Below are 20,888 nucleotides of genomic sequence, written 5' to 3'. Positions count from 1 at the left end.
GGAACGGGCGGCGCTCACACCGGCGGTACGGCGACGGCCGTTACGACGAACCGCCCCCGGACCAGTGCGTGGAGCGGACGTTGGGCGCGGGGAGCGGATAGACCCCCCGGTAGTCCTTGCCCTTGGGCCGTGTCGTGGAATCGGCGACCGCGGACTCCTTCACGCACGGGGTGTCCGCCTCGAAGAAGGCCTGGCCCCGGGCCCGGATGCTGACGCTGATTCCGAAACCGTCCTTGGTCACGGCGTAGACCGCGGGGAAGACGGGATCGGTGTTCTTCGCCTTGATGCGGTAGCCGGCGGTCCGCCAGATCCCCTCGATCTGGTCGAGGAAGTCCTGCCGGCGGCCCTCGGAGACGATCGTCATGACGGTCCGTCTGCGGGTGACGTCACAGCTGCCCTTGGTGGTCGGCCCGTGGGCCCACTCCACCTCCGGATCGATCTTCCCCAGGACGGCGTCGAGCAGGCCGTCGGCCCGCTCGGCGGCCCCCTGCATGTCCATGGACGTCTTCCTGTCCCCTCTCTCCGTGTCCTTCCCGGTGCCCGAGGGGCTGTCCGAGACGGTGGTCCCCGCCTCCGCGCCCGACGGGGCCTTCTCGCTGCCGCAGGCGGACAGCGAGAAGCCGGCGAGCAGAGCCACCGCGACGATCTGGAGCCTTCGGCTCATCGCTGTTCCTCCATCTTCAGCCGGTCGGCGTGTCCTGACACGATAAGAGCAATGGCGTCGGCGGACATGGCGTCGCGGGCCGGGTTGAAGTAGTTCGAGTGGGCGTCGAAGCTCACCCCGTTCCCGCTGATGAGCGGCTGCCCCGGAGCCACGGGGAAGCGCCGCGCCCCGAAGGCCTTGCTCGCCGGGTCCTTGCCGAACCAGAGGTCGTCGTCGCCGGGATCCGCCAGGTCCCCGGCCAGATACGCTCCGGCCGGACCACCGAGGATCCCCCCGATCGCGCCGACGATCGCCTGGGTCTTCGACGGCAGCTTGGTGACCGGGTCGTTCTCGGCCGCGCCGACGAAGACGTGCGAGGCCCCGACCCCGAGATCGACCGCCTGGTCGACCCCGACGCCCGGACTGCCGACGAGGATGATGTCGTCGACCCCCGGGATCCCGCCGAGCCGCTGGGTGGCGGCGCCGACGGTACGGGACCCGTAGGAGTGCCCGATCGCCGTGATGTGCGGGTCCTTGTTCTGGTTGGTGGCCGCGATGCCCGCCATGAAGTCGTCGTACGCGGCACCGCCCTTCTCGGCCCGTGCGGTGCCCGCGACGGCCAGGCTCTTCAGCCCGTCCGGGGTCTGCGGGGCGTCGTAGCCGAGCCAGACGATGGCGGCGCTGGACGGGTCGTAGCCCTGGGCGCCGATCGCGGTGTCCCTGGCCCGCTTGAGGTCGTTCTTCGCGAACTCCTCGTCGAGCGAGGTGTTCAGCCCCGGTACGTACGCCGACACGTTCTGCGAGGTGTCCGGGTTCCCGTACGCGACGACGGCCCTCCCGTTGCCCTCGTCGCTGATGCCGATGAGGTACATCGGGGGCTGGCTGCCCTCCTTCAGCTGCCGGTCGATCTCGCGGAGCCCGGCCAGCTTCTCCTTGGACTGCTTGTCGCTCTGCCCCTCCAGTTTGCTGATCAGATCGGGCAGCTGGCGCCGGTTGGCGGCGTCCCGGTCGGCCACCGGGATGCCGTCCAGATTGCCGATCCGGTCCGGCGACAGCTCCAGGTACCGGTCACGCTCCTGCTGCGAGAGCCCGTTCCACCAGGCCTTGCGCCCGGCGGCGCTGGCCCCCGTCGGAATGCGCCCGTTGAGGTACTGCCGCTCCGAGTCCCGCACCGCGGCCTCGACCCGCGGCCCCGACCCCGGAAGCCCGGCCACCGCACCGCCGAGCCCCCCGGGCCCCTTCGCCACGTCCCAGGCAGCGGCCACGTACTGCCCCTGCCCCCACTTGTCGCCGCCCTTCTTCGCGACCTGCGCGTACTGCTGGACGACGTCCCGCGCGGTGTCCACCGGGTGCGCGATCGCGTCGGCGGCCCCCGTCACGTCCCCGAGCAGCCCGTCGTCCCCCACGAGCCCGGTGAGGAAGTTCCCCCCGGACCGGGAGGCGGTCTGCGCGGAAGCGCCGGTGGTGGACGGTCTACCCGCGTCGACTCCTGAAGAAGAACCGGCGGTGGCGTTGTTGTCGGGGGAGGTGTTTCCGGCTCCGGAGGATCCGGCGCTTCCGGTGCTTCCGGCTCCGGAAGAGGTCGTGCCGGACGTGTCCGTGCCCGAGGTCGCTCCGGTGCTGCCGCCGGTGGTGGTGGATCCGGCGGCACCAGTGCTCTCGCCCGCGCCGGTGGCGCCGGAACCGGACTCGGAACTCTTGGATCCGATGCCCTGGGAACTGGCGCCCTCGGTACCGGCGGCGCCGGTGGTACCTCCGGTGTCGGAGCCCCCACCGTTGGAGCCTCCACCGTTGGAGCCTCCGCCGTCCGAGCCACCGGTGACGGTCGCGCCTTCGTACCCTTCACCGGCCCCGGCTTCGCCGGTGATGTCACCGTTGGCGCCCTTGTTCCCGCCCTTGCTGCCGTCGGCGACGACGGTGGGCGAGGACGAGCAGCCGCCGCCGGTGACCTCACAGACGGCGGTACGGAACCGTCCGGCCATCTGCCCGCCGACCCCCGTGGTGACGAGACCGGCGATGAGGGCCGCGACGATCAGGATCAGCCCCACGTACTCCAGCGCGGACTGCCCGGTGTCGAGGCGCCAGCGCATCATCCGCGGGAAATTGAACGGCTGGGCCGGGATGCGGTGTTCGGGAGCCAGCCGGAACCACGCGCGCGCGTGCGGGCGCGTGACCAGGACGAGGACGACGACGGGCAGCACGAGCTGCGTGAAGCCCCGCCCGCTGTCCGGCTGCCCGAGCGTGGCGACCGCTCCCAGCAACAGCCAGGCGTGCACGCCCAGCAGCCCGTACCAGATCCGGACTCCACCGGTCCGTACGCGTAGGGACAGAACGAACCCGGCGATGCCGGGCAGCATGGCGTACAGCACCATGCCGAGAAGCCGACCCGTGACGGCGTCGGCGGAAGCCGCCACGAGCAGCGCGTTCAACGCGCCGATCACCGTGACGACGAACAGTAGACGGACAAGAACCAGAGCGATGAGCAGCGGGCGCGCCAGCGCCTGTCTGCCCGGCCGTACTTCGGGGGTGCCTAGGGCAGCACCATCGGGTAACGCTACTTCTCCTATGCCAGACACGAAGAGTCTCCCCAGCTTTGTGAGCGGGCGCAGCGACGGTTCCCCCCGGTATCCGTATGCGACCACAGCACCACCGGTTTCGGCATGGGCCCCAGGGCCCAATACGAGACTCAATATCCCGCCGGCGAGGGCCCCCTAATCGCCCTTGACTGCGCTTATGCGGTCATTGGGGGCGGGGGGCGGGGTCCTTGGCGGACCAGAAGTCGGAGTGGACGTTGGGGCGGGGGATCGGGTAGATGCCTTCGTAGGAGGGCCCGTTGGGAGGCGTTGTCGAGTCGGCCACCGCGGACTCCTTCACGCAGGGGCTGTCGACTTCGAAGAAGGCTTGGCCCTCTCCGCCGATACTCAAAGTCACGCCGAATCCGTCACTCGTCTGAGCATAGATCGCGGGAAGATCTACATCCCTGTTGATCCCCTTGATCCTGTATCCGCTCTTACGCCAATAGCGATCAACCACCCCCAGAAAGCTCCCCCTCCTACTCTCCGACACGATCGTCATGACGACACGCATACGCGAAACGTCGCAACTCCCTTTCGTAGTAGGTCCGTGAGCCCATTGCACCCCGGGCCTGACCTCGCCCAGTACGGCATCAAGGATCTCATCCGCACGTTCAGCCGCACCCTGTATGTCCATACTCACGCGCCCACCTCCATCAGAAGCGCCTGTTTTCTCCGTACACCCCGAGAGCAGAAGGCCCACCAGAAGAGCAGTTGTTGTCAGCGAGCAGCCACGCCTCATCGAGACCTCTCCATTTTGACTTTTTCTGACCTGCCGGCAGCAATCAAAGCGATACTGTCCGCTGACATGGCATCTCGCTGTGGATCGAAGTACTGAGAATGTGCATCGATAGAGACCCCGTCCCCACTGACTACGCGTGGCCCATCGTCCACGGGGAACCTCCTAGCCCCAAAGGACTCACTTGCGGGATCCTTGCCGAACCAAAGATCATCGCCATCCTGATCAGCAGCCTTGCCCGCCAAGTAGGCGCCCACTGGCCCGGCAGCAGCCCAGCCCACCGCTCCAGCAGCGCCCTGACGCTTGGAAGGCAGATGGGTCACGACATCGTTCTCGGCTGCCCCGACGAACACGTGCTCCTTACCCACACCAAGATCCTCTGCCCTATCCACACCAACACCGGGACTTCCTACCAAAACGATGTCATCGACCCCAGGAATCCCACCGTCTCGCTGTGTTGCCGCACCCAGAGTCCGCGAACCGTAGGAATGACCGATTGCCGTCACATGCGGATCACTGTTCTCATTCGTAGCCGAAACACCATCCATGAACCGCGAGAACGATTCCCCACCCTTGCGGGCCCTCTCCTCCCCCATCACGTCGAGACTGTCCAGACCGTCGGGGGACTGCGGGGCGTCATATCCGAGCCACACGATTGACGCAACCGAGTGATCATATTTCGCTGCCCCTTTCGCCGTGTCCCGCGCCCGCTTAAGGTCATTTTTCGCAAAGTCCTCGTCCAACGACGTGTTCAACCCCGGAACATAAGCCGAAACATTCCGCGCCGTATCCGGGTTCCCGTACGACACAATCGCCCGCCCATTCCCCTCGTCACCGATACCGAGCAGGTACATCGGCGGCTCGCCCCCCGCCCGCAACTGCCGGTCGATCTCCCGCAGTCCTGCCAGCCGGGTCTCCGCCCGCTCGCCGCTCTCGCCCTCCAGCTTCCCGATGAGGAGTTGGAGGTTGTCGCGGTTGGCGGTGTCGCGGACGAGGGCGGGGATGCCGTCGAGGTTGCCGATCTGGTCGGGGAAGACGGCGAGGTACTCCTCGCGCTGTTCGTCGGTGAGGTGGGCCCACCAGGCGCGGCGGGCGGCGGGGGGCGCGTCGTAGGGGATGGCGGACTTGAGGTAGCCGCGGGCGGCGGCGCGGACGGAGGCGGCGTCGGACGCGGCGTCGGTCCACGTGCGGTCGGGGACCTTGAGCCCCTCCTCGGCGCGGAGCTTCCGGAGGATGCCGGCGAACCGCCAGTCGATCTCACCGGCGGTGCGCACGGCCGCCGCCACCCGGTCCGCGATGTCCCGCGCACGGGCCGCGTGGGGGTTCGGCGCGACGAGTCCGGACGGCGGGAGCAGCCCCGGCGCGGGCCCGGCCGACACCGTGCCGCCGGGCAGGGGCTTGCCGTCGATGAGGCCCTCCCCGGCCTCCGGATACGTGACGGAACCGTCCGCGTGCACCGTGAACCTCAGCGCCGCGGCCTCGTCCAACGCGTCCCGCAGCACCCGCTGCTGGGCCCGCATCTCGAAGGCGAGGCTGTTCAGGGCGGTACGGACCAGGCCGCACTCGGTGTACACGTAGCTCAGGTTCCGGCCCAGCTGCCGCATCCGCCGTACGGCCGCCTCCGCCGCCGCGCCGTGCTGGGTCTCGCGGAGACCGTTCAGCAGCTGCCGCTCGATGCGGTCGCGGCCGGCGTCGGCCCGGTTGCTGGCCCGGCCCCAGCCGTCGGCCGCGCCCTCCAGCTCGTCGCACTTCAGGTCCCGTAACTGCGCCCAGGTCAACCCCGACCCCACGACGGTCATCGCCCCACCCCGACCACACGCCCCACCCGGATCACACGGCCCCCGCCCCTCACCGCGTCAGACCCTCGAAGCCGCCGGTGCCGCGCCCCGGGTCCCGTCCCGTCACCGGGGCGAAGGAGGCCTTCACGGACTCGTTGGTCTCGCCCTGGGCGCGGGCGACGGTGCGGAGGGCGGCGGAGAGGGAGGCGCATTCGTGGCGGGCGGCGGCGAAGCGGCGTTGCCAGGACTCACGGACGGCGCCGAGTTCGGCGAGGGCGCTCAGGCCGGCGGTGCCGGTGGAGAGGCCCTCGTGGGCGGTAATCAGTTCGGTGCGTACGGGGCCGAGGTGGGCATTCATCGCCTCGGCGCCGCCGGAGGCGCGGAGCCACGGACCGTCGCTGTGCCTCAGTTCGTCGCCGCCGGCCCCCGGCCCCGTACCGCCGGCCAGATCGCTCAGACGCTGCCGCCCGACGGGCTGCCCCACCACGGTCACACCACTCACCCCGCTCCTTGATCGTGGAGCGGACTGTCCCAAACGCGGCGGCCCCGACACGCCGCGCCACGGACGCGCGAAGGCCCGGACGTGCGCGGATTCCCCCGCTCGTCCGGGCCTCGGCGTCCGGCCGCACCACTCCGGGGATCACCCGAACGGTGGACCGGCGGGTCCGTCACCCCCCGTCGGCGCCGTACGTCCGCGGGTCCTCCGTCGCCAGGCGTTCCAGTACGGCGGCCGCACGGTCCTCGGGCGGGGCCCCGTCGTCCGGGACGAGCCACAGGTACTGCCCGTCGTAGCCGTCACCCCGGTCGTAGAGGAGGGAGAAGGCGGTCACCTCCGGGGTCCCGAACCGGGTGCCCGCCCACGACAGCCGCACGCCCCACCGTTCCAGCGGTTCCGGCCGGTCGCGGAGGGCGGCGACGACCAGGCGGGCGGTGCGCCGGGCGGGCCAGGTCCAGGAGTCGTCACGCTCCGCGCGGGCGACCTCGGCGTCGTACGCGGCGGCGTCGAAGCGGAGTTCGGGCCGTTCGCGGGTGTGCAGCGGGGACGGCGGCGGAGCCGGGCACCGCCACCCGTACCAGCGCACCTGGTCGCCGTCCCGCCGGATCGTGACGTACAGGGCGCCGCAGCAGCCCTCGCTGCAGTACGCCTCCGCAAGCCGCACCTCGCGCGGCTCGGCGGTGGCCCGCAGCAGGCCCCGGTCCAGCAGGTACTCGGGCGCGTCGGCCGGGCCCCGGCCGAAGTACTCCGGCACCACCGGCCGTCCGTCGACCAGGACGCGAGCCTCGATGACGTCCGGATCGGCCGGATCGCGCTCGACGACCTCGATCCGCAACCGGTGCTTCTGCTCCTGCTCCGGCTCCTGCTCCTGCTCCCGCTCCTGCCGCGACCGACGGGACAGCCGGGACCGCCGCGCCCATTCGATCCTGCGCCGCCGCTCGATGCCGTCGGCCTCCTCCGCGCCTCCCCCTCCCGGGTGGTCGGAGTCGTCGAGAAGCGCCTGCCAGGCAGCGCGGTCCAGAATCGATTCCAGTTCCGCGAGCACCGCCTCCCGGCCGCCGGGCCGCCACGGGTACAAGGGGCCGGAACCGCTGCGCAGTTCGTCGGCCGCCGAGAGCACCAGCGCGTAGTGGTCCAGGGTGGGCGGGAGCCGGCCGGCGTCCCGGGCGAACACCTCGTACGCGTACGGGGCCCCCGGATAGGACAGGATCTCCGCCTGGTCACCGCGCCGGCTCGTCATACGGAACAGCAGCCCGCCGAGCAGCGCCGTCAGTTCCGGGCCGGCCCCGGACGGGGGACGACGGACCGGCGGTCCGACGTCCTCGCCGGCCGAGCCCGCGCGGTCCGGGTCCGGGCTCTCGTCCCAGCCCACGGCCGGGCCCGCCGCCTCCGCGATCCTCCGGGCCGTCTCCGGGGCCGCGATCCGCGGCAGGGCGAGCAGACGTTCCCGTACGGCTTCCGCTTCCGCGTCCGCCTCCGCGCCGGAACCGCTGCCCGTGCTCTCCACCACCGCGGCCAGCGCGCGGAGTCCGGTCACCCCGTCCGTGTCCCCGAGCCGGACGACGGCGGCCGTCCGGCGGTCCAGGGCGTCGAGGGCCGACACCACGGGCGGGACGAGGTCGCGCAGGAACCCGAGGGTCCGGAGGACCGGCACGTCCTGTGCCGTACCGAACCGGGCGAGGAGCAGGACGCCCACGCAGACGGCCGCGGGCAGCTCCGCCGTACGGACCAGCTGCCGCGCGAACTCCCGTACGCGATCCGTGTCCTGAGCGCCGGCGGGTGGCGGGAGCTGCCGGAGGAGCTGGGGAAGGCGCTGCGGCCGTATCGGCGGGTCGAGGGCCGTCAGTCCGCGCTGCAGTTCGCGCGCGGCGCGGGCGGGGTCCGGGTCCGTGAGGAGGGGCACCAGCAGTCCGGTCAGCAGCTCGCGGGTCTCCCCCCACGTGCGGCGGGGAGCCTTTCCACGACCGCGACCGCGGTCGGCTGCCTGATCGGGCGCGGCGGGAGGCGCGGCGTACCGCGCGGACCAGGGCCCTTCCGGTTCCGCTTGCCGGACGCGGAGGGCCGTGGCGTACAACGAGGGCCGGGGTGTGAGCGCTCCGCGCTCGTCCGGGGCGCTCAACGGGCGGGGGTGTTCTCGATTCCCTGAGTCATGCCGCAGAGTGTGGCAGCGCCCCGGCCCGCACGCCACCCGTTTCCCCCGCCGCCCGTTTCCCTCGCCGCCGTGCCGGCCCCTTCCCCGGGACGGTGGTCCCACCCGCGAGGCGGCGACGCCGCGCCCGCTCTCCGGCGGAACAGCCGGAAGAATGCCTCCTCATGAGCCATTCACCCCCCGCGCCCCGCGCCGACGCCTGGCACCGCCCCATGGTCGCCCGCCTCGCCGACGAGGAGCACCGCACGGCGACCATGCTGGAACTGTTCTTCGACCTCTGCTTCGTCACGGCCGTGGCCCAGGCGGCCTCGGCGTTCGAGGAGGAACTGGCCGCGGGACGCGTCGGCCACGGGGTCCTCGGCTACGCGATGGTGTTCTTCGCCATCTGGTGGGCGTGGATGAACTTCACCTGGTTCGCCTCCGCCTACGACACCGACGACGTCCCGTACCGGCTGCTGACGCTGGTGCAGATCACCGGCGCGCTGGTCCTGGCGGCGGGTGCGCCGGAGGCGCTGCGGCACGAGGACTTCACGGTCATCACCTGGGGTTACGTGATCATGCGACTGGCGATGGTCACGCAGTGGCTGCGGGCCGCGCGGGCCGATCGGGAGCGGCGGGGCTGCTGTCTGCGGTACGCGGCCGGGATCTTCGTGGTGCAGATCGGGTGGGTGGTGCGGCTCGCGCTGCCGGAGAGCGTGGGCGGGGTGACGTTCGCGATCCTGGTCGTGGCCGAACTCGCCGTCCCCGCCTGGGCCGAGCGCAGGATCGCCACCACCTGGCACCCGCACCACATCGTGGAGCGGTACGGGCTGTTCACCCTGATCGTGCTCGGCGAGTCCATCACGGCGGCGACCGGCGCGGTACGGGCCGCGCTCGACGGCGAGGCGGGCATCGGCGAGCTGGCGCCGCTCGTCGTCGGCGGGATCCTCACGGTCTTCGCCCTGTGGTGGCTGTACTTCGCCCCGCGCACCCCCGTGCGTCTGGACTCGCTGCGCGCGGCGCTGATGTGGGGGTACGGGCACTACGCCGTCTTCGCCTCGGCGGCGGCCGTCGGCGCGGGCCTCGCGCTGAACGTCGCGCACACGGGCGGCCACGGGCATCTGTCGGAACACGCGGCGGCGGCCGTCTACACGGTCCCGGTGGCCGTCTTCATCACGCTCGTCTGGCTGCTCCACCACCGCGGCCCCGAGCTGTGGGCCGGGATCACCCTGTTCCAGCCGCTCGCCGCCGCCGCGGTCCTGGCCATGACCTTCGCACCGTCCCCGGTCCTCCTGACGGGCCTGGTGACGGCACTGCTCATCGCGGCGAAACTGGTGTCGGCGTCCCGCGCGACCGCACGGGACGGGGCATCGCCCGCACCGCACCCCGCCGACTAGCCACGGAGCGGGCGGCCCACTGGTACGGACGGCCCGCCGCTACGGCCTCACCGCGCCGGGCCCGCGCCCTTCGCCGCGCCCCGGCCGGCGGTCGCCTGGCCCGGCAGGGTGATCCCCTGGGCCTGGGCGGCCTTCCCCGGGCGCAGGGTCCACGGCACGGGGGCGGTGTCGGTGAGCCAGCCGTCGGCGATGATCCCGCTGATGACGAGGCCGCGCAGCGCCCGGGAGAGCTTCTTCCAGCCGAGGCCCTTCCACAGCTGTCCGTACGACGGGCCGTGCCCGTGCTCGGCCCGGAAGGCGACGGTGAACTCGGCGGCCTCCCGGCCGGCGTCGGGATACCGGAGGTGCCACGCCTCAAGAGCGCCGTCCTCGGGCCGGGGCGCGGGCACGGGGGTGGGCTCGGACATGAAGGCCTTGGTCACCCGGGGGAACGTGCACTGGCAGAGCGCGCACCGCTCGACCGTCTCCACATGGCGCAGCAGCGCGGGGCTGAGGTCCGCCTTCCAGGCGGCCCACTGCGCGGGGGTGGCCTCCACGAGCGCGGCGGCTGCCGCCGCCTGCTTCGCCTCCCGCCGCCCGGCCTCGGCGGCCTCCAGTGCGGCGGCCTCCTCGGGGGTGCGGAAGAGCCCGGCGAGATGCCGGACGCTGTCGCCCAGCCGGTACGTACGCCCGGTGATCTCGGCGAGGAACCCCTTCTCCAGGAGCACCGGCACCGCCCCGTAACAGACGACGGGGAAGTCGGCGGGCGCCTCCCCCACCAGCTCGTCCGTGCTGTGCGCGGCCAGGAACAGGGCGGCCAGCCGCGCCGCCGACGAGGTCTTCCTCACCGGCTTGGCCATCCGCGCCCGCATGGCCCATCCCGAGACCTTGGACCGGGTGCCCTTGCCCAGGGGCATCACATGGTCCGGCCCCGGCGCCATCTCCGGCACCACGATGCCGGCGGGCTTGTCCGGCTCCCCGTGGAGCAGCGCGTCGGGCACCTGCCAGCCGGCCGCCTCCACCTCCGCGACGGCCCCCGCCGGATCGTCCAGCCGCAGCGACCGCAGATCCGTCCCGGTCAGATTGCCCACCCCGGTCCGCGCCGCCCGGATCCCCACCACGACGGCCAGCAACTGCGCATCGGCCGAGGCCAGCGGCATCGCCGCCACGTACGACAGCAGTGCGCGCGCCGCGTCCCCCTGCCGTGGCGTCAGAAGGAAGGGCACGGGCGCGGGTTCCGGAGCGGTCAACGAGGGGGTCTCGACCGAGACGGCAGGCTTGGGCACATCACATCTAACGGTGATCAGACCGCAGAAGTCACGGGTGACGTAGCGCACAGCCACGTTCGGTGCATGCGCCCGTCCCGTCCCAGCCTGCCCGACCCGGCGGGCCGCGACGCGCCGGACGGACATCAGCGGGACGTCAGGGAGGCGTTAGCCGAACATGAGCGGGGGGCGGGAAGCTTCAGAAGTCAGCAGGCCAGGCGGGGGAGCGGTTCGCCGCTGAGTCCGGGCCGCGACCGCACCGTCACACTCGACCGCCACACAAACCGGGGATTCCTCATGCGTACGATCCGCACCCGCAAGCGCACCGCCACCCTTGGTGCCGCCGTCACCGCCGTCCTCGCTCTCGCTCTCACCGCCTGCGGCGGCGACGACGGCAGCGGCACGAAGTCGGCCGGCCCGGCGTCCTCCGCCGAGGCCACGACCACGTCGAAGGACGGCGGCCAGGCCTCGGACTCCTCGGCCACGACGGACTCCTCGAAGTCCGGCGGCGACTCCGCGAAGTCCTCCGGCTCGGGTTCGGGCACGTCGAACGGCGGCGCCACGAAGACCGGCACCTCCAGCGGCGACAGCGGCGGCGGGGACACCAGCGACAGCTACGCGTACAAGCACCCGTGCCCGAGCGCCAACCTGACGGTGCGGGTCTACCCCCGGGACGGCGCGCCCACCCAGCAGGTCATCCAGGTCACGAACAACGCACCCACCTCCTGCGGTCTGAGCTACTACCCGCGCGTCAGCCTCGGCGCCCAGAACGCCACGGACCACAGCGGTGACATCATCCCGCTCGTCCCGGGCGGGCTCGGGGGCGCCCCGGCGTACCCGGTCAAGCCGGGGGCGTCCGCCATCGCCGTCCTCGACTTCAACCCGGGCGGCGGCAACGGCGTGACCTGGGTGGACGAGATGAGCGTGCTCCCCGACGGCGACAACATGTCCAACGCCGAGCAGGTGGGCTACCCGCTCCCTCCGGACGCGAAGGTCGGCACCGCGAAGCTGGGCCTCTACCGGAGCTCGATCGCCGACGCCGTGTCCTCCATGGAGTCGGCCAACACCAAGCCCTGACCGGCCGCCGGACCGCGCCCGGAGCCCCGGGCACGCCGGAACCCCCTGCCCGACCGCATGCGTACGGTCCGGCAGGGGGTTCCGGCGTGAAAGGGCCCGATTCCGGGAGGATCCCGGTGTCCGGGCCGCCCGGCTTCCGGGTCAGGCGGTCTTCGGCTGCGTGAAGCGCAGGCGGTTGCCGAACGGGTCGCGCAGGCCGCAGTCGATGCCGTAGGGGCGCTCGGTGGGCTCCTCGGTGAACTCGACGCCCTGGGCGAGCAGCGTCTCGTAGGTCTTGCGGCAGTCGTCCGTGGTGAGGATGAGCCAGCCGCCCATCGCCCCCTTCGTGATCAGGTCGCGGACCTGCGCCGCCGTCTCCTCGGACATCGCCGGCGCACCCGGCCGCTCCAGGAGGAGCTGGCGCTCGGGGTGCCCCGGAACGCTGACCGCGAGCCAGCGCATGAAGCCCAGGTCGACATCGGCGGCGATCTCCAGACCGAGCTTGCCGACGTAGAAGTCGAGGGCCTCGTCCTGGTCGAGTACGTACATCTGCGAATGCGTGATGGCGGTGAACATGCGTCCAGGCTAGGGAGGCGGCGGCGCGGAAACTTATCCGAAACTGCTCAGTCCCGGCGGCACCGCCCGGCCCCGGCGGCCATGGCGATGGCCGTGACCGTGCCCGATCAGCCGTTCAGCCGCTGGGCCGGGTCCACGCCATCGTGAAGCAGGTGGGGACGCCTGCGGCCACCGCCTCCCTGCGGTACGCCCGGGGCGACCTGCCGACGACGGCGCTGAACGTGCGGCTGAACGTGCCCGTGCTGCCGAAGCCGACCTCGAAGCAGATGTCCGTGACGCTGCGGTCGGTCTCGCGCAGCAGGAACATCGCGCGTTCGACGCGGCGCCGCTGGAGGTAGCGGTGCGGCGTCTCGCCGAACGTGGCGCGGAAGGTCCGCGAGAAGTGCGCCTCGGAGACATGGGCGAGCCGGGCCAGCGCCGGAACGTCCAGCGGTTCGGCGTACGCGCGGTCCATGGCGTCCCTGGCCCGCAGCATCCGCCGGTTGGACTCCTCGGTGGCACGGCTCATGCGGCCCCTCCCCTGCTCCTGCCGCGGCCGGTCCGCTCCCGGCCTGCCCCGATCATGCCCGGCGGCCGAGCCCGCGCGGAACGAAGCGGGTACGGGTGTTCCCGAAGCGGGTGCTGCGGACGGGGGCGGAGGGGCAGGATGACCCGTATGACGCGTACGAGCAGCTCCGCACAGGCACTCTCGTTCGACCACGCCGCCGCCGACTACGCCGCGAACCGCCCCTCCTATCCGGCCGGACTGCTCGACGCGATCGAGGAGATCACCGGCTTCCCGCTGGCGGGTGCCCGGGTCGCCGACGTCGGCGCGGGCACCGGCCTGGGGACCCGGCTCCTTCGGGAACGCGGCGCGCACGTCGTCGCGGTGGAGCCGGGGCCGGGCATGGCCGCGCAGTTCCGGCGGGGGCTGCCCGGAGTCCCGCTGGTGCTCGGGGACGGCAACCGGCTGCCCCTGGCCTCCGCCTCGGTCGACCTCGTCACCTACGCCCAGGCCTGGCACTGGACCGACCCGGACTGCTCCGTCCCGGAGGCCCTGCGCGTCCTGCGCCCCGGCGGCGCGCTCGCCCTCTGGTGGAACGACTCGGACGCCTCGGTCCCCTGGATCGCCGCCCAGGACACCCGGCTGCGCCGCCTCTTCGGTGCCGAGGACCGCCCGCACGACCCGCTGGCCCGGTTCCGCCGGCTGCCCACCGCCCTCGGCTTCGTCCGCCGTCAGGTGGAGTGGACCCGCCGCGTCCCCCTCGCCACCCATCTTGCCAACCTGGCCAGCTACTCGGACTTCCTCGTCCTCGGCGAGGAAGCCACCGCCGCCTTCATGGCCGAGGAGCGCGCCGTCCTGGGCGAGGTCTTCCCGGACGGGTCGGTCGAGGAGCGGTACGTGGTCAGTCTGGCCGTGGCCGGTCCGGCGACGGCCGGGGGCCGGGAAGGGCGCCGGGTCCGGGAGGGGTGACGGGTCGGGCCGTCTTCTCAGAGGGCCCGCAGCCCCCGGTCCATGAACGTGATCATCCAGTCGAAGCTCTCGTCGACGTCGGTGTTCCAGCGGAAGCCGCCGGCCGCCTGGAGGGTGGCGAAGCCGTGGAACTGGCTGCGCAGCATGCGCAGGGCGTGGGGCACGTCGGCGTCGGCGATCTCGTAGCCGCGCAGGACGGCGGAGAACACGGCGAGCAGGCTGCGGCTGCCGGCGGCGAGCGGGTCGTCGGGGCCGGTGGGCGCCAGGCCGAGGGCGGCGGCGTACCGGCCGGGGTGCTCGACGACGAAGGCGCGGAAGGCACGCGCGGCGGCCGCGAGGGCGTCGCGGCCCGCGTATCCCTGGACGGCGCCGCCGACCGTCTCGGCGGCCTCCTCCAGCGCCAGGGCCGCGATGCGGCGGTTGAGGTCCTCCTGGCCGGCCACGTGCTTGTACAGGGACGGGGCGCGGACGCCCAGCCGCTGGGCCAGGGAGCCCATCGTCAGGTTCCCCGGGCCCACCTCGTCGGCGAGTGCGGCACCGGCCGCGACCACGGCCGCCGTGTCGAGACCGGCCCTAGGCACGGACGGCGTCCGATCCGAGGAAAGCGAGCATGAGCGAGACCACCTGGTCGGGGAACTGGTCGTGGGGGTAGTGCCCGGCGCCCTCGATCATGTCGAGGCGGCCGAGACCGGCCGGCAGGTCGCCGACGACGGCCGAGCCCTCCGCGTGCGGGTCGGCCCAGTCGGGGTCGAGCGTACCCATCACGACCAGCACCGGGCAGCGGACGTTGCCCAGCTGTGCGCCCGCGTCGGTCGGCGCGGAACGGCCCATTCCCTGGAGCGCCTTCATCCGGCCGGGCTCGCTCAGCAGCTCCCCGACGCGGTCGAGCCGCTCGGTCCAGTCGGCCGGCTTCGTCCCGGGGTAGGCCACGTCCAGGTACGCCCGCCACAGCCGCACGCTGCCGAACAGCCCGGCCCCGAGCAGGCGCGTCATCCCGCGCCGCAGCCGCTTCACCCGCAGGTCGCCCAGGCGGACCGACTGCTTCCGGGTGAACGGTGCCAGCTCCACGACCGCGCTGACCAGCGAGGGCTCCAGGGCGGCGGCGATCGTGGCCGCTCCGCCGGAGATCGAGTGGCCGACGACGACCGCCGGGCCGCCCAGGTGGCGTACGACCGCGATCAGGTCACCGGCGATCGCCGTGCGGCTCCAGTCGGACCAGGCGGTGCTGGACTCGCCGCAGCCGCGCAGATCGACGGCCGCCACCCGGTACCCCGCCGCCACCAGCGACGGGACCATCGCCCGGTACGCGGCGCGGCTGTCGCCCATGCCGTGCGCGAGCACGATCAGCGGACCGGCCCCGGCGACCTCGTACGCGATGGTGCCGCCGTCGACGGTGAGGTACTCGGTCATCACAACCCCCTGTGGGACGAAGCCGGCCGGCCGGGTCACCCGCCCACCCACCCTTGGCTAAATGGAATAGCTAAAAGCTAACTTCAATAGCCAAGGGTGTCAACGGACCGGCTGCCGTTCAGCCCCCGCCCGAGGCCGTGAAGCAGTGCCGGGTGTTCTCCCGGACCAGACAGGCCCGTACGCGCGTCAGCAGCTCATCGGCCGCGGCGGCCATCGGTGTGGAGACCGAGGCCGAGGCGTCGAACCGGTCCCTGACCGTGGTCTGCTGCGTCCGCACGCCCGGGACCAGCACCTCCACCACGTCGCCCTGGGTCCCCCGGTCGATCCGGGCCCAGACGGTCTCGCACACGGCGGAGTGACGGACCTTCACCACGGTTCCGTCGAGGCGCTGTTCCCCGAGGGTCGTGGGCGGCTCCGCGAAGTTGGAGCACTCCAGGTCCTCTGCGTCCTTGCCCGTGCAGCCGGCCCCGTGACAGCCCGGCCCCACGGCCGCCGTCGTGGCCGCCGGCCCGCCCCCGGCCGGGCCGGGATCCGCCGGCGGACCGGGGCGGAGCAGCACCGTCAGCGCCGTGGCGACGACGACCAGCACCACCGCGCCGAGCACCCACGGATACGCCCGGCGCCCGGACCACCACCGGGCACCGGCCTCCGGGACACCCCGGGCCGAGGCGCTCCGGGCCGGCCCCGTCGCGCCGGATGCCGTCCCGCCGGATGCGGCCCCATCGGATGCCGTCCCGTCGGATGCCGTCGCGCCCGGTGCCGTACCGGCCGGCGGTTCCGTCCGCGTCTCCGCCGCCCGGCCGCTCCACGCCGTCTCGGCCAGCTCCCACTGGGCGAGCGGCCGGCGGGAGTCCGCCCCGGCCAGGACGCACAACTGCTCGACGGCCTGACGGGGCGGCAGCGTGCGGCCGTTGAGGTAGCGCTCCCACGACGACTTGCTGTACGGGGTCTTCGCGGCGAGCGCCGCCAGGCTGAGGCCCGTCTCCGCGCGCAGCTCCCGCAGGGTCCGGCAGAGCGCCGCCCACTCCGGCGGCAGCGCGCGCCCGTCCGCGGTCACCGGCACCCGGCCTTCCGCCCGCCCGGCCCGCCCGCGCGCACGGAGGCGGCCGGCACGCCGTGCGGAGCCGCCGTACCGCCCGGCGCGTCCCCGCACGCGAACCGGTTCACTTCCGCAGGACCTTCCAGGTGTCCGGCCCCACGATCCCGTCCACCGCGATCCCGGCCCGGTCCTGGAGGCGGCGCACCGCGCGGTCGGTGTTGCTGCCGAAGGCCCCGTCCACCCCGCCCGGCGGCACCCCGTGGTGCTCCAGGAGGCACTGCGCCTCCACGACCGACCAGCGGGAGGCGTCGCGCTGCAACTGCTCGGAGCGCGTACGGCTGTAGCCCGCGTACAGCAGGCCGTCCTCCTCGTCCCGCGCGACCTGGCACTCGTACGTCGTCCCGGCCTTGTACGCGAACGTCCCGAGCCTCGGGTGCACCGCCCCCGCCTGCGGCCGGGCGTCGGCGGTCTCGGCCGTCCGGCCGCCGGACCCCTCCCAGGGCGCGAGGAGCACCAGGCCGAGGAGCATCACCACGGCCGTGGTCGCGCTGGACAGCACCATCGCCGCCCACGGGACGCGCTGCCGGCCGCCCGGCCCGGCCTCCGCCGGCCCGGAACCGTCCGCGTCCGTCTCCTCGCGCGGGGCCGCGGCGAGCTCCCGCAGCTCCAGCAGCGGAGCCGGCTCCGTCCCGCAGACCTGGGCCAGCGCCTCGACGGCCTCCTCCGGAGGCAACGCCCGCCCGTTCAGATAGCGGTCCCAGGACGACTTCCCGAAACCGGTGCGCGCCGCGAGGGCGGCGATGCTCAAATCCTGGCGGTCCTTGTGCTCGCGCATCAGCACGACCAGCTGCCGCAGATACGGATCGAGCGAATCCGGCAGACCCTTCCACCGCGCCATGGTCCCCCCACATCTGCGTCCGGCTGCGCCGGGCGTCAGCATGCCAGAACACCGGCCCCGGTGCGCGTCCGTCCCGCGACCACCCCAGCCGGGACGCGATCACCGCAGGTCAGCGCGGCCCGGTCCCGTGATCGCCCCACCTCCTCCACAGCGCTGGCGCCCACCGGCCGGGCCGTCGGATGCTCGGTGCGGCACCGGCGGCGGGGAGTTCCGTCCCCGCCGCGTCCGTCGTGCCCGCGGCCGGACCGGGGTCCTCGGGGGAGCTCCGGTCCGGCCGCCCGGCCCGTACCCGCGCCCTGGCCCTCCTCCCCCGGACCCGTGCCAACCGACCTCCAGGAGAGGAACGATGACCGACCCGAATGTCCTCGCGGCCCAGAAATGGGTGAACGAGACCTATGCCGGCGTGGACGGGTACATCGACTGCGACACGGACGGCAACACCGGCTGGGAGACCGTCCTCAGCCTCACCCAGGCCCTCCAGCACGAACTCGGCATCTCACCCGTCGTCCAGAACTTCGGCCCCGGCACCTACGCCAAGGTCAAGGCCCGGGACCTGCGCCCCGACGCCGAGACCAACAAGAACATCGTCCGCATCTACAACTACGCGCTGTGGTGCAAGGGGTACTACGGCTCCGCCACACCCGACACCTGGGACGCCACCGCCCAGAGCTCCCTCAGGGAACTGTGGACCGGCATGGGCTGCCCGCCCGAGGTCGCGATCGGCACCGAGATGTGGCCCCGGGTCGTCCAGGCGCTCCTGCGCATGGACCAGTTCCGCCTGGTCCCCGACGGCAGCACCCTCGTCCAGGGCATCCAACGGCACCTGAACTACCGCTACGTCCTCCAGTCCGGCATCCCCGCCATGCGTCTCGTCCCCTGCGACGGCGTGTACTCGCGCGACGTCCAGCAGGGCCTGATGATGGCCATCCAGTACGAGATCGGCATCGCGCCCGGCAGCATCACCGGCAACTTCGGCGAGGGCACCATCGCCGGCCTGAAGAGCCACCCCGTCGCGCCCGACGCCCTCGGCACCCCGCTGGGCTACCTCTTCAAGGCCGCCTGCCTGTTCAACTCCCCGACGTACGACGAGGACTTCGGCGAGTACCCGTACAGCTTCTCCTTCACCGCGGCCGAGCACGGGGCATGGCTGCGCACCTTCAAGGCCTTCTCCCACCTGCCCCAGCCGGCCACCGACATCGGCGACTACCAGGCCTGGGCGCAGCTCCTCGTCTCCACCGGCGACCCGACGCGCGGCGCCGCCGGCTGCGACGGCATCACGGCCATCACCCCCACCCGCGGCGAGGCCCTGCACGCTGCGGGCTACCGCCTCGTCGGCCGCTACCTGGACGAGAAGCTGAAGGAGGGCGACAACGGCTGGCTCGACAAGGTCATCAAACCGGGCGAACTCCAGACCATCTTCGAGGCCGGGCTGAGGGTCTTCCCGATCTCCCAGTACTACGGCGGCTCGGCGAGCGAGTTCACGTACGAGCGGGGCCTGGCGGACGGCTACAACGCCTACCGGAAGGCCAAGGGCTTCGGCTTCAACCGCGGCACCTGCATCTACTTCGCCGTCGACTACGACGCCATCGGCAGCGAGATCAACCAGTACGTCATCCCGTACTTCAAAGGGGTGCGCTCCATCCTGGCCCAGCACGGCAGCTACTACCAGTTCGGCGTGTACGGCTCACGGAACGTGTGCGAGCAGGTCTCCCGCAACACCGGGGCCCGCTGGTCCTTCGTCAGCGGCATGTCCTGGGGCTTCTCCGGGAACCTCGGCTATCCGCTGCCGCGCAACTGGTCGATCAACCAGATCCGCGAGTACGACTTCGACGGCGACGGCGTCCGGGACCTCGACCACGACGTCTGGCGGCCGACCACCGACCCCGGCTCCGGATCGGTGAACGATCCGGCACCCGGCCTCGACGACCTGGTCGTGGGCCTCCAGAAGCTGGAGGCCGCGGCGGACTCCTACGCCAACCCCGACGGCATGAGCCGCAACCGGCTGGTCACGGACTTCTTCCGGTACGGCCTCTACGACAGCCCGGCGTGGACGGTGCTGCTCGGCCGGATCGATCAGGACTGGATCGCCCACGTACGGGCGCGGTCCGTCTCCATCGGCGACTTCCGCGAGCTGGTCGACCCCCTCACCCAGGCGCGCATCGGCACCCAGCACCTCATGGCCTCCACCGCCGGTTTCGTGCGCCACGCCCACTCCACCGCCGAGGCGAGCCTCGCCGACAGCGCCGGCTGGGGCGGCGACCTGGTGACCTTCTACGTCGAGTGGCGCAACAACCGGGACGCGTACCCCACCGGCCTGGCGTTCTGCCAGGACCGCCTCGCCCGCACCGATGTGGACTCCACCTTCGGATACGGCGACTTCATCGAGGACGCGGACGCGTTCAACCTCAGCCGGCGGCTCACGTCCGGACAGCGCCTGTCCCAGGCCGTGTCCGAGTACTACGGACAGCTGACAGCCGGGGAGATCAACGCGGACGCGCGCTGGCGCGGCTTCTACACCAACCGCTTCGGCGCCGACTACGCGACCGTCGAACGCCTCGCCAAGGGCGTCCTGACCGGCGACAACATCTGGCAGAGCATCGGGGACCTCATGCAGATGCGCAGCCTCGACTCCGACCAGCTGCCCACGTCCATCCCCGCGTCCGAACTGAACTCCTTCCTCCTCGGGTTCCGCTGGGCCCTCACCGACCGGGTCGACGCCGAAGGAGGCGCCTCATGACCATCGACCGCCGCACACTCCTGACCGGCGCGGGCGCGACCGCCGCGCTCCTCGCCCTGCCGCACCCGGCGGCGGCCTCGCCCCGCACCGCACCCGCCGCGCCCGCCGCGCCCGTCCCGGGTACGACGCCCTGGAACGGGGACCGCAGCGCCAACGGCTGGCGCATCGACCCCGACGCCGTCGAGACCTTCGCCGTCGAGGGATCCCCGGCCACCGTCGCGCTCCACCCCGCCGCGGCCGCCGTCCTCCTGCACGTGGCGCGCCGCTGGCACTACGAAGTGCTGCCGCTGCGCGGCCCGGCGGACGTCCTGGGCCACACCACGGACCGCGCCGTCCCGGCCGCGTACGCCTCGAACCGCCTCTCCGGCACCGCGCTCGTGCTGCCCGCCGCGGCCGACGGCCTGTGGCCGCACCAGACCGCCCTGATCCGCGACATCCTCGCCGACTGCGAGGGCACGGTGCGCTGGGGCCTCGACCTGGCCCCCGCCGCACCGGGCCACTTCCAGATCGACGTGAAACCGGGAACCCGCACCCTCGTCCGCCTCACCCGCGCCCTGGCCGACCGCTCGGGCCGCGCGGACGGGCCCCGCCCCGGGGCCCCCGAGGACCCGGCCACCCCGGAACGCCGCAGGCAGGCCGACCGCCTGGCGCAGGCGCAGCGCACCAACAGCTGACCACCCCGTCCCGCACCGCGTTCACCCATCACACACCGAGGAGAAAC

Annotated in this window: 18 protein-coding genes; 5 read left to right on the top strand and 13 right to left on the bottom strand. The window is 72.6% G+C overall.

Translation table 11 applies throughout. The annotated features are described in order from the left end of the window. Nucleotides 1-40 precede the first annotated feature (40 nt). The 6 genes from ACZ4FH_RS23045 to ACZ4FH_RS23020 form a co-directional block, all read right to left on the bottom strand. Entirely contained in the window at nucleotides 41-664 is a 624-nt protein-coding gene (locus tag ACZ4FH_RS23045; protein WP_467307006.1) for a hypothetical protein, read from the bottom strand. Next, a complete protein-coding gene (locus tag ACZ4FH_RS23040) occupies nucleotides 661-3,084 on the bottom strand; it encodes an alpha/beta hydrolase (protein WP_467307005.1) in 2,424 nt (807 codons plus the stop codon). Before ACZ4FH_RS23040 ends, ACZ4FH_RS23045 begins: the two co-directional genes overlap by 4 nt. Before the next feature lie 298 nt (nucleotides 3,085-3,382). Continuing rightward, complete coding sequence (locus tag ACZ4FH_RS23035; protein WP_467307004.1) at nucleotides 3,383-3,859, bottom strand: hypothetical protein; 477 nt, start codon at nucleotides 3,857-3,859, stop codon at nucleotides 3,383-3,385. 95 nt (nucleotides 3,860-3,954) lie between these two features. After that, on the bottom strand, nucleotides 3,955-5,754 hold the full coding sequence (locus ACZ4FH_RS23030; RefSeq protein ID WP_467307002.1) for an alpha/beta hydrolase: 1,800 nt from the start codon (nucleotides 5,752-5,754) through the stop codon (nucleotides 3,955-3,957). 49 nt (nucleotides 5,755-5,803) lie between these two features. Next, a complete protein-coding gene (locus ACZ4FH_RS23025; protein WP_467307001.1) occupies nucleotides 5,804-6,235 on the bottom strand; it encodes a hypothetical protein in 432 nt (143 codons plus the stop codon). Nucleotides 6,236-6,401: 166 nt separating this feature from the next. Further along, nucleotides 6,402-8,132, bottom strand: coding sequence for a hypothetical protein (locus tag ACZ4FH_RS23020; protein WP_467306999.1), 1,731 nt, complete (start codon nucleotides 8,130-8,132; stop codon nucleotides 6,402-6,404). A 410-nt stretch (nucleotides 8,133-8,542) separates the two neighbouring features. Between ACZ4FH_RS23020 and ACZ4FH_RS23015 the strand changes: the two genes are divergently transcribed. Next, nucleotides 8,543-9,754 (top strand): low temperature requirement protein A, encoded by a 1,212-nt coding sequence (locus tag ACZ4FH_RS23015; RefSeq protein ID WP_467306997.1) that lies wholly within the window; start codon nucleotides 8,543-8,545, stop codon nucleotides 9,752-9,754. A 47-nt stretch (nucleotides 9,755-9,801) separates the two neighbouring features. On the opposite strand, the gene ACZ4FH_RS23010 is transcribed toward ACZ4FH_RS23015, so the two are convergent. Continuing rightward, on the bottom strand, nucleotides 9,802-11,076 hold the full coding sequence (locus ACZ4FH_RS23010; protein ID WP_467306995.1) for a hypothetical protein: 1,275 nt from the start codon (nucleotides 11,074-11,076) through the stop codon (nucleotides 9,802-9,804). Between the two features lie 219 nt (nucleotides 11,077-11,295). On the opposite strand from ACZ4FH_RS23010, the gene ACZ4FH_RS23005 reads away from it, so the two are divergent. Continuing rightward, nucleotides 11,296-12,075 (top strand): DUF4232 domain-containing protein, encoded by a 780-nt coding sequence (locus tag ACZ4FH_RS23005; RefSeq protein WP_467306993.1) that lies wholly within the window; start codon nucleotides 11,296-11,298, stop codon nucleotides 12,073-12,075. 141 nt (nucleotides 12,076-12,216) lie between these two features. On the opposite strand, the gene ACZ4FH_RS23000 is transcribed toward ACZ4FH_RS23005, so the two are convergent. Both ACZ4FH_RS23000 and ACZ4FH_RS22995 read right to left on the bottom strand, forming a co-directional pair. Continuing rightward, nucleotides 12,217-12,630, bottom strand: coding sequence for a VOC family protein (locus ACZ4FH_RS23000; protein ID WP_383648045.1), 414 nt, complete (start codon nucleotides 12,628-12,630; stop codon nucleotides 12,217-12,219). A gap of 115 nt (nucleotides 12,631-12,745) precedes the next feature. Beyond that, the gene (locus tag ACZ4FH_RS22995) at nucleotides 12,746-13,138 is read right to left on the bottom strand and encodes a helix-turn-helix domain-containing protein (RefSeq protein ID WP_383648042.1); all 393 of its coding nucleotides are present in this window, start codon (nucleotides 13,136-13,138) and stop codon (nucleotides 12,746-12,748) included. 147 nt (nucleotides 13,139-13,285) lie between these two features. Here ACZ4FH_RS22995 and ACZ4FH_RS22990 point away from each other — a divergent pair, with 147 nt between their 5' ends. Beyond that, nucleotides 13,286-14,083: a class I SAM-dependent methyltransferase gene (locus tag ACZ4FH_RS22990; RefSeq protein WP_467306990.1), complete on the top strand. Its 798-nt coding sequence runs from the start codon at nucleotides 13,286-13,288 to the stop codon at nucleotides 14,081-14,083. Nucleotides 14,084-14,100: 17 nt separating this feature from the next. Here the strand turns inward: ACZ4FH_RS22990 and ACZ4FH_RS22985 are convergent, their stop codons facing one another. The 4 genes from ACZ4FH_RS22985 to ACZ4FH_RS22970 all read right to left on the bottom strand — a co-directional run bounded on the left by ACZ4FH_RS22985 (nucleotide 14,101) and on the right by ACZ4FH_RS22970 (nucleotide 17,430). Then, nucleotides 14,101-14,634: a TetR/AcrR family transcriptional regulator gene (locus ACZ4FH_RS22985; protein ID WP_467307278.1), complete on the bottom strand. Its 534-nt coding sequence runs from the start codon at nucleotides 14,632-14,634 to the stop codon at nucleotides 14,101-14,103. A 22-nt stretch (nucleotides 14,635-14,656) separates the two neighbouring features. Further along, nucleotides 14,657-15,493, bottom strand: a complete 837-nt coding sequence (locus ACZ4FH_RS22980) for an alpha/beta fold hydrolase (protein ID WP_383651386.1) — start codon at nucleotides 15,491-15,493, stop codon at nucleotides 14,657-14,659. Between the two features lie 118 nt (nucleotides 15,494-15,611). Continuing rightward, nucleotides 15,612-16,556, bottom strand: coding sequence for a helix-turn-helix domain-containing protein (locus ACZ4FH_RS22975; RefSeq protein WP_467306988.1), 945 nt, complete (start codon nucleotides 16,554-16,556; stop codon nucleotides 15,612-15,614). 100 nt (nucleotides 16,557-16,656) lie between these two features. Then, on the bottom strand, nucleotides 16,657-17,430 hold the full coding sequence (locus ACZ4FH_RS22970) for a helix-turn-helix domain-containing protein (protein ID WP_467306987.1): 774 nt from the start codon (nucleotides 17,428-17,430) through the stop codon (nucleotides 16,657-16,659). 346 nt (nucleotides 17,431-17,776) lie between these two features. Here ACZ4FH_RS22970 and ACZ4FH_RS22965 point away from each other — a divergent pair, with 346 nt between their 5' ends. After that, nucleotides 17,777-20,167 carry a glycoside hydrolase domain-containing protein gene (locus ACZ4FH_RS22965; protein ID WP_467306985.1) on the top strand — a complete coding sequence of 797 codons (2,391 nt, stop codon included), beginning with the start codon at nucleotides 17,777-17,779 and terminating at the stop codon, nucleotides 20,165-20,167. Then, nucleotides 20,164-20,841 (top strand): hypothetical protein, encoded by a 678-nt coding sequence (locus ACZ4FH_RS22960; RefSeq protein ID WP_467306983.1) that lies wholly within the window; start codon nucleotides 20,164-20,166, stop codon nucleotides 20,839-20,841. The genes ACZ4FH_RS22965 and ACZ4FH_RS22960 overlap by 4 nt, the downstream gene beginning before the upstream one ends. Nucleotides 20,842-20,888: the final 47 nt, after the last annotated feature.

The organism is Streptomyces sp. NPDC024555 (genome assembly GCF_055559335.1).
Note: the sequence above shows the minus strand (reverse complement) of the source record. Positions and strands in the feature narration are given on the sequence as shown.

Excerpts from the sequence above, each read along its gene's own strand:
- ACZ4FH_RS22980 (WP_383651386.1), bottom strand. The coding sequence starts at position 15,493 with ATGACCGAGTACCTCACCGTCGACGGCGGCACCATCGCGTACGAGGTC.
- ACZ4FH_RS22995 (WP_383648042.1), bottom strand. The coding sequence starts at position 13,138 with ATGAGCCGTGCCACCGAGGAGTCCAACCGGCGGATGCTGCGGGCCAGG.
- ACZ4FH_RS23045 (WP_467307006.1), bottom strand. The coding sequence starts at position 664 with ATGAGCCGAAGGCTCCAGATCGTCGCGGTGGCTCTGCTCGCCGGCTTC.
- ACZ4FH_RS23030 (WP_467307002.1), bottom strand. The coding sequence starts at position 5,754 with ATGACCGTCGTGGGGTCGGGGTTGACCTGGGCGCAGTTACGGGACCTG.
- ACZ4FH_RS22970 (WP_467306987.1), bottom strand. The coding sequence starts at position 17,430 with ATGGCGCGGTGGAAGGGTCTGCCGGATTCGCTCGATCCGTATCTGCGG.
- ACZ4FH_RS22990 (WP_467306990.1), top strand. The coding sequence starts at position 13,286 with ATGACGCGTACGAGCAGCTCCGCACAGGCACTCTCGTTCGACCACGCC.
- ACZ4FH_RS22965 (WP_467306985.1), top strand. The coding sequence starts at position 17,777 with ATGACCGACCCGAATGTCCTCGCGGCCCAGAAATGGGTGAACGAGACC.
- ACZ4FH_RS22960 (WP_467306983.1), top strand. The coding sequence starts at position 20,164 with ATGACCATCGACCGCCGCACACTCCTGACCGGCGCGGGCGCGACCGCC.
- ACZ4FH_RS23015 (WP_467306997.1), top strand. The coding sequence starts at position 8,543 with ATGAGCCATTCACCCCCCGCGCCCCGCGCCGACGCCTGGCACCGCCCC.
- ACZ4FH_RS23000 (WP_383648045.1), bottom strand. The coding sequence starts at position 12,630 with ATGTTCACCGCCATCACGCATTCGCAGATGTACGTACTCGACCAGGAC.
- ACZ4FH_RS23005 (WP_467306993.1), top strand. The coding sequence starts at position 11,296 with ATGCGTACGATCCGCACCCGCAAGCGCACCGCCACCCTTGGTGCCGCC.